The organism is Mycobacterium sp. 1482292.6, assembly GCF_001672995.1.
Taxonomy (GTDB): Bacteria; Actinomycetota; Actinomycetes; order Mycobacteriales; family Mycobacteriaceae; genus Mycobacterium; species Mycobacterium europaeum_A.
The window spans coordinates 1-11184 of sequence record NZ_LZKV01000189.1; the positions used below are offsets into that span (position 1 = coordinate 1).

At 71.2% G+C, this 11184-nt stretch carries 11 protein-coding genes and 2 pseudogenes; 6 read left to right on the plus strand and 7 right to left on the minus strand.

The features are described 5' to 3' along the window. Positions 1–161: pseudogene (locus tag A5624_RS29550) on the plus strand (hypothetical protein); the annotation flags it as partial. Here the strand turns inward: A5624_RS29550 and A5624_RS18280 are convergent. The 3 genes and pseudogenes from A5624_RS18280 to A5624_RS18290 all read right to left on the minus strand — a co-directional run. Next, positions 116–724 (minus strand): annotated as a pseudogene (locus A5624_RS18280) (VWA domain-containing protein); the annotation flags it as partial. The pseudogenes A5624_RS29550 and A5624_RS18280 overlap by 46 nt on opposite strands. Before the next feature lie 45 nt (positions 725–769). Further along, positions 770–2077 (minus strand): primosomal protein, encoded by a 1308-nt coding sequence (locus A5624_RS18285; RefSeq protein WP_065155726.1) that lies wholly within the window; start codon positions 2075–2077, stop codon positions 770–772. Between the two features lie 25 nt (positions 2078–2102). Then, the gene (locus A5624_RS18290; RefSeq protein WP_066868959.1) at positions 2103–2921 is read right to left on the minus strand and encodes an alkaline phosphatase family protein; all 819 of its coding nucleotides are present in this window, start codon (positions 2919–2921) and stop codon (positions 2103–2105) included. A gap of 164 nt (positions 2922–3085) precedes the next feature. Here A5624_RS18290 and upp point away from each other — a divergent pair, with 164 nt between their 5' ends. Continuing rightward, positions 3086–3820: a uracil phosphoribosyltransferase gene (gene upp / locus A5624_RS27565; RefSeq protein WP_067025719.1), complete on the plus strand. Its 735-nt coding sequence runs from the start codon at positions 3086–3088 to the stop codon at positions 3818–3820. Here upp and A5624_RS18300 read toward each other — a convergent pair. Both A5624_RS18300 and A5624_RS18305 read right to left on the minus strand, forming a co-directional pair. Further along, the gene (locus A5624_RS18300; RefSeq protein ID WP_066868943.1) at positions 3711–5291 is read right to left on the minus strand and encodes a phospho-sugar mutase; all 1581 of its coding nucleotides are present in this window, start codon (positions 5289–5291) and stop codon (positions 3711–3713) included. The two genes, upp and A5624_RS18300, sit on opposite strands and share 110 nt — an antisense overlap. Positions 5292–5295: 4 nt before the next feature. Next, a complete protein-coding gene (locus A5624_RS18305; protein WP_066868946.1) occupies positions 5296–6111 on the minus strand; it encodes a purine-nucleoside phosphorylase in 816 nt (271 codons plus the stop codon). 262 nt (positions 6112–6373) lie between these two features. Here A5624_RS18305 and A5624_RS18310 point away from each other — a divergent pair, with 262 nt between their 5' ends. From A5624_RS18310 to A5624_RS18320, 3 genes are read left to right on the plus strand one after another with little or no spacing between them, the layout of a single operon-like run. Further along, positions 6374–7012, plus strand: a complete 639-nt coding sequence (locus tag A5624_RS18310; RefSeq protein ID WP_197518989.1) for a cutinase family protein — start codon at positions 6374–6376, stop codon at positions 7010–7012. A gap of 47 nt (positions 7013–7059) precedes the next feature. Further along, on the plus strand, positions 7060–8250 hold the full coding sequence (locus A5624_RS18315; protein ID WP_066868949.1) for a M20 family metallopeptidase: 1191 nt from the start codon (positions 7060–7062) through the stop codon (positions 8248–8250). Further along, positions 8247–9425, plus strand: a complete 1179-nt coding sequence (locus A5624_RS18320) for an amidohydrolase (protein WP_066868952.1) — start codon at positions 8247–8249, stop codon at positions 9423–9425. The genes A5624_RS18315 and A5624_RS18320 overlap by 4 nt, the downstream gene beginning before the upstream one ends. A gap of 4 nt (positions 9426–9429) precedes the next feature. On the opposite strand, the gene A5624_RS18325 is transcribed toward A5624_RS18320, so the two are convergent. Both A5624_RS18325 and A5624_RS18330 read right to left on the minus strand, forming a co-directional pair. Beyond that, complete coding sequence (locus A5624_RS18325; RefSeq protein WP_066868965.1) at positions 9430–10257, minus strand: alpha/beta hydrolase; 828 nt, start codon at positions 10255–10257, stop codon at positions 9430–9432. Between the two features lie 115 nt (positions 10258–10372). Further along, positions 10373–10852, minus strand: a complete 480-nt coding sequence (locus tag A5624_RS18330) for a gamma-glutamylcyclotransferase (protein WP_066868955.1) — start codon at positions 10850–10852, stop codon at positions 10373–10375. A gap of 82 nt (positions 10853–10934) precedes the next feature. On the opposite strand from A5624_RS18330, the gene A5624_RS18335 reads away from it, so the two are divergent. Continuing rightward, the coding region (locus A5624_RS18335) for an FAD-dependent oxidoreductase (protein ID WP_197518988.1) at positions 10935–11184 on the plus strand (250 nt) is incomplete at its 3' end.

The following is an 11184-nucleotide window of genomic DNA, read 5'->3' on the forward strand; positions in this document are numbered from 1 at the left end:
CACCCTACCTGCTGGTCCCGCCGACCCCGCAACACCAGGCCACCATCGACGCGCTGAAGAAGCTGGATTTCGCCGACAGCACCGCCACCGGCGAGGCCATCTTCACCGCGCTGCACGCGATCAGCGCCACCGCGGTCGCCGGTGGCGACAAACCGCCGCCGCCCATCACCGAGCCGACCGTCGCGATCGCCTGTAGCGCGGTGAAAATGCCTTCCCCGGTAGCGGTTTTCGGGGCCGGCGCCAAGCTGTCGATGCCCGCCTTCACCGCGCCGCGGTTGGTCGTCGGCGGGACCAGCAGGTAGGGCGTGCCGGCGAACCCGACCAGGCCGAGGTTGATGCCGGGGGTGAGCTGGCCGGCGAACTGGGAGGCGGCCTGTTCGGCGGCCTTGAGCCGGTTGGGTTCGACGTCGGTCGCCCGCATGGACTGCGACATGTCGATCGCCAGCATGATGACGGCGCGATTGCGCGGGATGCGCATGTCGTGGGTGGGGGTGGCCAGCGCGATGGTCAACAGCGCCAGGCTCAGCAGCGACACGGCGATCGGCAGGTGCCGCCACGGCGACTGCGGCACCGGGGTGTCGGTGTAGCGGTGCAGCCGTTGGCGGCGCCGGGCCGCGACGTAAACGTAAACGGCCAGCAGGGCCAGCGGCACCAAGCCGAACAACAACAGGCCCGGACGCTGGAACCCGTAGAGGGGCAGCGGGCCGATACCGGGAAGCGACACGTCACCCAACCTTCCCGTCCAGCCCGCAACCGTCAAACGATGGGACTACTCGCGGCGCAGCCGTCCATCGACGAACTGCTCCAGTTTCTCCCACTCGCGGACCGCCGCGGCGTACGGCGGTGACGGCTTGGTGACCGAGTCGGGCTCGAGCACGGCTGCCACCAACTTGCCCAGCGGCCGGCTGGTCTCGAGCGCCTTGTCGACGGCGGAATCCTCGGAGTAGTCGCCGATGTCGCGCAGCACCTCGACGGCCAGCTCCAACTGCTCGCGATCCACCGCGTCCGGCCCGTCGGCCAGGTCATCGGCCAGCCCGCTGAGCACGTAGATGTTGTCCTCGGTGATCTCCACCTCCAGCGAGCCGTCGGTCGCGGCGGTGCGGATGTCGTCGTAGGTGCTCAGGTCGGCCAGGTCGTGGTCGTGCTCGTCGGCCAGGTAGCGGGCCAGCGCACGCTCGGAGGTGAAGACGCTGATGCGCCCGTTGCGGCCCAGGAAGATCGGCTGGTCGTCCAGGTAGCAGCGCAGCGTGTAGAAGGTGCCAGAACTCGTCATGATCCGGATCGGGTCGATCCCCACCTGCAGCCAGAAATCCTTGTCGCTGCCCAGCACCACGGTGTCGCCGGTCGCCCGCTCCTCGGTGTCCTCGGCCTCGTCCTCGTCGTCGTCCTCGGCCTCGTCGTCGGGATCCGCGGCTTCCTCGACGGCCTCATCGGCGGCGTCGGCGGCGTCGGTGTCCTCGTCGGCCTCGACCTCTTCGCGCTCTTCGGCGAGCTCGTCGGTGGCCTTCTCCGACAGCTTCTCGTCCACCTCGGGGGTGCTGACGATGCCGTCGATCGCGGCGAGCACGTCGTCCCAGCTGCGGCCGATGACCTCGGCGATCGTGTTCCAGCGTTTGGTGCCGGCCTTGCCGGTGAAGTGCTCGATGCCGCCGGAGACGGTGCCCAGGATGGGGTTGCCGTTGAAGAACTTCGACACCGCGGGCAGCTCGCACACCGAGCCGATGGACGACACGATGGCCAGCGTGCCGGCCAGCGCGGCCACCGACTCGTCGGTGGGCTTCTCCGCCACCAGCTCCTCGACGGCGATCAGGTCGAACTGCTTGTCCTCGGCGGGTTCGAAGGTGTGCGCGTGCGCCGAACGCAGCTCGTTCCACGACGGGTGGTCGGCCAGGTCGTTGTCGTCGTTCGAACGCACGAAGGCAACCAGGTCCGCGACGGAGGTGAACGCGAACAGGTCCTCGTCCTTGCCCAGGAACGCCTCCCACTCGTCGCCGGAGTCACGCCACCGGGGCGCCCACACGGTGTAGCGGTCACCATCGGACAGGCTCAGGCGGATGGGGACGAGGTCAGCAGCCATGCGGCACACAATAGCGACCTGATCTCTAGCCCCAGATATCGGTGATGGGCGCCGCGCTGGCGGCGTACCCCGTCTTGGGCAGTCCGTACATCTGCTCCACCGTGGACAGCACGTTGTAGTGGTTGATCTGTTCGCTGTAGCTGCCGGGCCGCACGTGCGCGCCGTAGAACACTGTCGGGATCTGGTTGCGGCTGCCGTTATCGTCCTCGTCGAACGTGACGATCAGCAGGCTGTTGTTGGCTGCCGCCCAGTTCGCATACCCGGACAGGTTGCGGTTCAGCCACGAGTCGGCCTGCGCGATCGAGCCGTCGTGCATGTTGTCGTCGTTGTTGGGGATGACGAACGAGACGGTGGGCAGGCTGGCGTAGTTGCCCATCGGGAACGCGGAGAACGGCAGCGAGTTCGCCGCGGGCACGTTGGTGAAGTTGGCCCAGGGCACGTGCTTGCGCGCGTACTTGCCCGCGCTGCACACCGGCGAGCCGGCCGCGGGCAGGCCTTCGGCGAAGCCGACGAATGTGTAACCCGCCGCGAGCAATTCGGATCCCAAGTTGGGTGCGGCGCCGCCGTTGACCGGGCACTGGTCCTTGTTCACCCCGAAGGTGTTGCCGGCGAACAGCGCCAGATAATTCGGTTCGCTGGGGTGGGTTTCGGCGTACGACTGGGTCATGTTGGCGCCGGCCGCGGCCAGCGAGGTGATGAAGGGCGCCGACTTGTTGCCGATGATGCCGTTCTCGGAGCGGTTCTCCTCGACGACGATCACGATGTGTGCGGGTTGCGGAATGGCCGCTGCCGCAAGGCCTATGCGTGCGGTCAACGGGCTGGCCGCCAGGGCCAGCAACGCCACCGCGGCCAATGGCCGCAGGCCCCGGCACGCCCGGCCGATCAGCCTTCTCGGACTTCGAAATTCGCCCAACACGCCCGGAGTATATGAACGGGCGCAGGCGTTTTCCTGCGACGTCCGCAGCGTGTCAGGAGGGCTTTGCCCGATCGTTATATACCCTCAACCCCATGGAAGTCTCCGTCATCGACCACCCGTTGGCCGCCGCCCGGCTGACGGTGCTGCGCGACGAACGCACCGATGCAGCCGGTTTCCGCGCCGCGCTGGGTGAGCTGACGCTGATGCTGGTCTACGAGGCCAGCCGGGACGCGCCGCGAAAGTCGGTGCGGATCCGGACCCCGGTGGCGTCGACCGTCGGGACGCGCTTGGTCAAGCCGCCGCTGCTGGTGCCGGTGCTGCGGGCCGGGCTGGGCATGGTCGACGCCGCGCACGCGGCGATTCCGGAGGCCGAGGTGGGATTCGTCGGGGTCGCCCGCAACGAGCAAACCCACCTGCCGGTGCCCTATCTCGAGGCGCTGCCCGACAAGCTCGCGACCAGGCCGGTGATCGTCCTCGATCCGATGCTGGCCACCGGCGGGTCGATGGCGCATACTATCGGCCTGTTGCAGCGCCGCGGCGCAACGGATCTCACCGTGCTCTGTGTGGTGGCCGCCCCGGAAGGCCTTGCGGCGGTGGAGGAAGCGGCGCCCGATGCCCGGGTGTTCACCGCCGCGGTCGACAAGGGGCTGAACAAGTCGGCCTATATCGTGCCTGGCCTCGGCGACGCCGGTGACCGCCAGTTCGGGCCCAACCTGTTCACCAGCTCTGCACCGCAGCGACCAGCCGCTCGCGCAGGGCGCGGGCGCGCCGCCGCGAAGCGCTCAGGTCGTCGTCGACCGCGCAGCGAATCTCCAAGTAGCACTTGAGTTTCGGCTCCGTCCCTGACGGGCGCACCACCAGCCTGATCGACGTGCCGTCGTCGCCGGCGGTAAAGATCAGCGCGTCGGTGATGTCGGTGAGCTGCGCGGGGTACCCGGCCAGCGTCGCCGGTGGGGCGGCCCGCCAGCGCCGCATCAGTTCGGCCGCCTCGGCGGCGTCGGCGACGCGGCGCGACACCGCGGCGACGTCGTGCACGCCGTACCGGCGGGCCAGCTCGTCGAGTAGGTTGCCGACGTTCCGGCCACGTTGCCCGGCCGCGGCCACCAGGTCGCACACCAGCACCGCCGCGCTGATGCCGTCCTTGTCGCGCACGGATGCGGGATCGACGCAGTGCCCGATCGCTTCCTCGTAGGCGTATACCAGCGTGCCGCCGGGCACTTCGGCGTCGGCGCGGGCCAGCCACTTGAAACCGGTGCGGGTTTCGACGTGGACCGCGCCGTGGTGCGCCGCGATCGCCGACAGCATCCGCGACGACACCAGCGTGCTGGCCACCACCGGTGTCGGCGTGTTGGTCGTGGACAGGATGTAATCGCCGAGCAGCCAACCGGTTTCGTCGCCGGACAGCATCCGCCACCCCTGTGTGTCGGGGATGCCGACGGCGCATCGGTCGGCGTCGGGGTCCAGCGCGATCGCCACGTCGGCGTCGACGTCGGCGGCCAGCGCCAGCAGCGCGTCGGTGGCGCCGGGCTCCTCGGGGTTGGGGAACGCGACCGTCGGGAAATCCGGGTCGGGGGCGAATTGCGCTCCGACGGAATGCACTTCGGTGAACCCCGCGCGCCCCAACGCCTCGACGGCGACCGCGCCGCCCACCCCGTGCAGGGGGGTCAGCGCCACCCGCACCGAACCGCTGCCGCGCCGCAACCCGGCCGCCCGCTCGAGGTAGCGCCGCACCAGATCCGTCCGCGCGGATTCGACCGGGACCCGGCCGATCTGATCGGCCGGCGGGGCGGCGGCCATGGCGGCCTCGATCTCGCGGTCGGTGGGGGAGACGATCTGGATGCCGCCGTCGAGGTAGACCTTGTAGCCGTTGTCGCCCGGCGGATTGTGCGATGCGGTGATCTGGACCCCGGCCGCCGCACCGGTGTGACGCACCGCGAACGCCACCACCGGAGTGGGCATCGGGCCGGGCAGGAGGTATACCGAAAAGCCTTGAGCCGCAAGCACTTCTGCGGTGACGGTGGCGAACACCGCCGACCCGTGCCGGGCGTCGCGTCCCACGATCACCGACGAGCCGCGCAGGCCGCGCCCGATCAGTACCTGCGCAAGAGCCCAGCTGGCCCGGGACACCACGGCGACGTTCATGGCGTCGGGTCCGCCGCGCACCGGGCCGCGCAGGCCGGCAGTGCCGAACGTCAGCGGGTGGGCGAACCGCGCGGCGAGTTCGTCCGGGCCGCAGGCGGCGAGTTCGGCGGCCGTGCGCGGGTCGGGATCGTGGGCGATCCACTCCTCGGGCGTCATCGCCCTAGAACCGGGGCAGCTGGGCGAGGATCAGGGCCAGCAGCGCCCCCATTCGGGTTGCCGCCGCGGCTCCGGCGGCCAGCACCTCGGCGTGGCTGAGCGGTTCGCCACTGAGCCCGGCGGCCAGGTTGGTCACCAGCGACACCCCGAGCACCTCGGCGCCGGCCGCCCGGGCGGCGATCGTCTCGTGCACCGTGGACATGCCGACCAGGTCGGCCCCGAGCGTCCGCAGCATCCGGATCTCGGCGGGCGTCTCGTAGTGCGGCCCTGGCAGCCCGGCGTAGACGCCTTCGGTCAGCGTGGGGTCGGCCTGGCGGGCGAGTTCGCGCAGCCGCGGCGAGTAGGCGTCGGTGAGGTCCACGAACTGCGGGCCGACCAGCGGCGAACGGGCGGTCAGGTTCAGATGGTCGCTGATCAGCACGGGTTCGCCGACGGTCATGTCCTGGCGCAGCCCGCCCGCCGCGTTGGTGAGCACGACGGCGCGCACCCCGGCCGCGCAAGCCGCCCGCACCGAGTGCACGACGTGACACAGGTCGTGGCCCTCGTAGGCGTGGATCCGCCCGACCAGCACCAGCACCCGGTGGACACCGATGCGCATCGACAACAGCTCGCCGGTGTGCCCGACCGCGGTGGGCGGCCGGAAACCGGGCACCTCGGCCTGGGGCAGCACGGCGGTGGGCGTACCCAGCGCCGCGACGGCCGGTGGCCAGCCCGATCCGAGCACGATGGCGACGTCGTGCTCGGCGATTCCGGTGCGTTCGGCGATGACCTCGGCCGCCCGGGCCGCGAGCTCGCCTGGGTCGGACGGGGTTTGGGTCACAGCGGGAGCCTAGCCCGGCGACGGCGAGCGCCGATGGCGGCGCGAGTGAGGAGCCGGGCGATCGAGCCTAGCCCGGCGACGGCGAGCGCCGATGGCGGCGCGAGTGAGGAGCCGGGCGATCGAGCCTAGCCCGGCGACGGCGAGCGCCGATGGCGGTGCGAGTGAGGAGCCGGGCGATCGGCCCAGCGGTGGGGAGCTGTCGCCGGTATATGCCAGGATTTGCCGTATGAATCTTCGTAAGTGGCCGGTGGTTGGCCCGGTCATGGGAGCGGCCGTCGCTGTTGTGCTATCGGTGGTTTCGATCACACTCGGCCCGGCGCCGTCGGCCAGGGCGGACTGCCCGAACGTGCAACTCATCTTCATCCGGGGTACCGCCGAGCCGCCCGGCCTGGGGGCCGTCGGCGACGCGCTGTTCGCCGCGCTGCAACCCGCGCTGGGGTCGCGCAGCGTCGATTCCTACGCGGTGAACTACCCGGCCAGCTACAACTTCCTGACCACCGCCGACGGCGCCAACGACGCGCGCGACCACATCGCCCAGATGGTCGACCAGTGCCCGTCGACGCGGCTGGTGCTCGGCGGCTTCTCGCAGGGCGCCGCCGCGGTGTCGATGCTCGCGGGCGTGCCGCCGGTCGGCGAGCGGATCGGCAACTTCGGATCGGCGCCGGCGCTGGATCCCGCGCTCGCCGGCAAGATCCGGGCCGTCGCGGTGTTCGGCAACCCCGGCAACCGCTTCAACACGCCGCTGTCGTCGACGGGTGCCTTCGCCGGCCGCGCCATCGACCTGTGCAGCGACGGCGACCCGGTCTGCGTCGTCGGCGGTCGCGACCGGGATGCCCACCACGTCTACGAGGACCCGCCGTATCCCGGTCAGGCGGCCGGATTCATCGCCGGGCTGGTGTAGCTTTGCGGCCCTCCGGGCCGCCGACCGGTGAGTGACATACTGCGAGAGTGCCCACAACCCCGTTAGACAGTGTTGAGGCTGTGGTGCGGCGACGTGGTGCCGACCTGGTCGAGTTGTCCCATGCCATCCACGCCGAGCCCGAGCTGGCCTTCGCCGAGCATCGCAGCTGCGCCAAGGCGCAGGCGCTGGTCGCCGAGCGCGGCTTCGAGATCACCGCGGCCGCCGGCGGGCTGGACACCGCCTTTCGCGCCGACTTCGGCAGCGGGCCGCTGACCATCGGCGTCTGCGCCGAATACGACGCGCTGCCCGAAATCGGTCACGCCTGCGGCCACAACATCATCGCGGCGTCGGCGGTGGGCACGGCGCTGGCGCTGGCCGACGTGGCCGACGAGCTCGGGCTGCGGGTGTCGCTGCTGGGGACGCCGGCCGAGGAGGCCGGCGGCGGCAAGGCGCTGCTGCTCGACGCCGGGGTGTTCGACGACATCGCCGCGGCGGTCATGCTGCATCCGGGGCCGGTCGACATCGCGGCGGCCCGCTCGCTGGCCCTGTCCGAGGCGACGGTGAACTACCGCGGCAAGGAATCGCACGCCGCCGTGGCGCCGCAGCTGGGCGTCAACGCCGTCGACGCGGTGACCGTCGCGCAGGTGGCCATCGGCCTGCTGCGCCAGCAATTGGCGCCGGGCCAGCTGGTGCACGGCATCGTCACCAACGGCGGGCAGGCCGTCAACGTGATCCCCGGCCGCGCGGCGGTTCAGTACGCGATGCGCGCGGTGGAATCCGATTCGCTGCGTGAGCTGGAGGGCCGGGTGTACGCCTGCTTCGCCGCGGGCGCACTGGCCACCGGCTGTGAATACGAGATCGACAATCCCGCACCCGCCTACGACGAGCTGCGGCCCGACGAGTGGCTGGCCGACGTCTTCCGCGAGGAGATGTGTCGGCTGGGCCGCGAGCCGGTCGCCCGCGAGCACGAGTCCGCGCTGCCCATGGGCAGCACCGACATGGGCAACGTGACGCAGGTGCTGCCGGGGATCCACCCGATCGTCGGGGTCGACGCAGGCGGCGCGATGGTGCACCAGCGCGCCTTCGCCGACGCCGCCGCCGGCCCCAGCGCCGACCGCGCGGTCGTCGAGGGCGCGATCATGTTGGCGCGCACGGTTGTTCAGCTGGCCCAGACGCCCGCCCAGCGCGACCGGGTGATGGACGCGCGGGAGCGCCGGCGGTCCGGGGCGCGATCATGAGCCTGGTCGACGCCGCCGATTCGTGGCTGGCCGCCCACCACCAAGACCTGGTCGACTGGCGCCGGCACATTCACCGCTATCCCGAGCTGGGCCGCCAGGAGTACGCCACCACCCAGTTCGTCGCCGAGCGGCTGGCCGAGGCCGGCCTCAACCCCAAGGTGCTGCCCGGCGGGACGGGGCTGGTGTGCGACCTCGGGCCCGAACACGAGCCCCGGATCGCGTTGCGGGCCGACATGGACGCCCTGCCGATGGCCGAGCGCACCGACGCCCCCTACGCCTCCACCATGCCCAACGTGGCGCACGCCTGCGGTCACGACGCGCACACCGCGATCCTGCTGGGCACCGCCCTGGTGCTGGCGTCGGTGCCCGAGCTGCCGGTCGGGGTGCGGCTGATCTTCCAGGCCGCCGAGGAGCTGATGCCCGGCGGGGCGATCGACGCCATCGCGGCCGGCGCCATCACCGGGGTGTCGCGGATCTTCGCCCTGCACTGCGACCCGCGGCTGGAGGTTGGCAAGGTCGCGGTCCGGCACGGCCCCATCACCTCGGCGGCCGACCAGATCGAGATCACGCTGTATTCGCCCGGCGGGCACACGTCGCGCCCGCACCTGACGGCCGACCTGGTCTACGGGCTCGGCACGCTGATCACCGGGCTGCCCGGGGTGTTGTCGCGGCGCATCGACCCGCGCAACGGCACCGTGCTGGTGTGGGGCGCGGTCAACGCCGGGGTGGCCGCCAACGCCATCCCGCAGAGCGGCGTGCTGGCGGGCACCGTGCGCACCGCCAGCCGGCAGACCTGGGTGGGCCTGGAGGAGATCATCCGCGAGACGGTGTCCGGGCTGCTGGCGCCGCTGGCTATCGAACACACGCTGCAATACCGGCGCGGCGTGCCGCCGGTGGTCAACGAGGACCTCTCGACGCGCATCCTCACCCACGCGATCGAGGCCGTCGGCCCCGACGCGCTGGCCGACACCCGTCAGTCCGGGGGTGGCGAGGACTTCTCCTGGTACCTCGAGGAGATCCCCGGTGCGATGGCGCGCCTCGGCGTGTGGCCGGGGGTGGGGCCGCAGCTCGACCTGCACCAGCCGACGTTCAACCTCGACGAGCGGGCCCTGCCGATCGGGGTGCGCGTGATGACCAACATCGTCGAGCAGTCGGCCGCGTTCGAGCGGTCCTAGGCGCCTACGACGGCCGCGCACCCGTGGCGCGCACGACATGGTCGGCGATGTGGGCGTACGTCCGCCGCGTGACGTCGCCGGCGCCGCTCATGATGTTGTAGCCGTGGTCGACGCCGGCCACCTCGTGGTACTCCGCCAACGCCCCGACGGCCCGGAGTTTCTCCGCGTACCTGCGGGCCTCGTCGCGCAGCCGGTCGTGCTCGGCGGTCACCACCAGCGCGGGCGCTATGCCGGCGAGGTCGTCGGCGTTGCCGTCCCAGGCGGGCGACGCCAGGCGGTCGCGCCGGTGCGCCGGATCGGGAATGTAGGCGGTGTCGAAGACCTCGCTCATCCACGGCTTCATGATCGCCCGGTTGCCGATCGCCGAGGGCTTGTCGCGGCTGGGCGTGACCAGGTCCAGCGGCGGGTAGTGCAGCACCTGCAGCGCGATGTCGGGGCCACCGTTTTCCAGCGCGAGGCGGGCCGCCGCCGCGGACAGGTTGCCGCCCGCGCTTTGGCCGCCGACGCACAGCCGGGTGCCGTCCCAGTCGCGCTCGGCGCCGGCCGCCCAGCACACGACGTCATAGATCTGATGCACCGCGGCGGGGAAGCGGCGCCGCGGCGCCAGCGCGTAGTCGGGGTTGATCACCAGCACGCCCGCGTTGGCGGCCAGGTAGCGGCACCACGGATCGTCCTGCTCGGGGTGTCCGACCACGAAGCCGCCGCCGTGCACGTTGACATAGACGGGCGGGTTCGTCGCCGCGGGCGGGTAATAGACGGTCGCGGACACGGTGCCCTCGCGGGTGGGAATCGCGACCTCACCGGTGCGGGCGGCGAACTCCGGGAAGCGCACGGCGGGCTTGGGAGCCGGGTTGATGGCGGCCGCGAACGCGCGCGCCACCGCGTCGGCGATCAGCGGTACGGACAGGATTGACAGCCGAATGTCCTTCGCGTTCGGGGCGCCTCGATCAGGCGCTGGTGCCGGGACCGATGTTTCGGGCCGGGCGGGTGCGCAGCCAGTGTACGTAATCGCTTGGCGCTCCGGCGATTTCGGCGGCGTCGGCCATCACCCCCAGGTACCGGGCCGACGGCATGCCGCCTTCCCAGGCGTCCAGCACGTACAGCCACGCCAACACCGGGTCGGTGTCGGTGTCCGACGAGATCCGCTCCACCCGGCACCGGATCTTCTTGTGCACGCCGAACTCCGAGCCCTCCCAGCGGTCCAGGTTGTTCTCGTCCGCCGGAGTCATGTCGTAGAGGACGACGAACACCTTTGACCCCGGGTCCTCGACGACGCTGGCCAGCGCGCCCTCCCAGCCGATGTCCTCGCCACCGAAGGTCAATCTCCACCCGTGCAGCCAGCCGGTTCCGGCCATCGGCGAATGGGGCGCGCGTTTCTGCATCTGCTCGGGATCCATGTTGGACCCGTACGCGGCGTAGAGCGGCACGGGGAAAGCTTAGACGTCCGACGCTGGCCGGTCTTCCCCCGAGCATTCGCGGGGTCCCCGCCGCTTCGTTAGGTTGGGGGCTGTGGTGACCCGCATCGTGATCCTCGGTGGCGGCCCGGCCGGCTACGAGGCCGCGCTGGTGGCCGCCACCTCACACCCCGACACGACCCGCGTCACGGTGATCGACTCCGACGGCATCGGCGGCGCGGCGGTGCTCGACGACTGCGTGCCGTCCAAGACGTTCATCGCCTCCACCTGGCTGCGCACCGAGTTGCGCCGGGCGCCGCGGCTGGGATTCGAGATCGACATCGACGACGCCAAGATCTCGCTGC

What these genes read in the sequence shown, in the direction of transcription:
- A5624_RS18285 (WP_065155726.1), bottom strand. Translation starts at nt 2,077, where the DNA reads ATGGCTGCTGACCTCGTCCCCATCCGCCTGAGCCTGTCCGATGGTGAC.
- upp (WP_067025719.1), top strand. Translation starts at nt 3,086, where the DNA reads ATGGAAGTCTCCGTCATCGACCACCCGTTGGCCGCCGCCCGGCTGACG.
- A5624_RS18300 (WP_066868943.1), bottom strand. Translation starts at nt 5,291, where the DNA reads ATGACGCCCGAGGAGTGGATCGCCCACGATCCCGACCCGCGCACGGCC.
- A5624_RS18310 (WP_197518989.1), top strand. Translation starts at nt 6,374, where the DNA reads ATGGGAGCGGCCGTCGCTGTTGTGCTATCGGTGGTTTCGATCACACTC.
- A5624_RS18320 (WP_066868952.1), top strand. Translation starts at nt 8,247, where the DNA reads ATGAGCCTGGTCGACGCCGCCGATTCGTGGCTGGCCGCCCACCACCAA.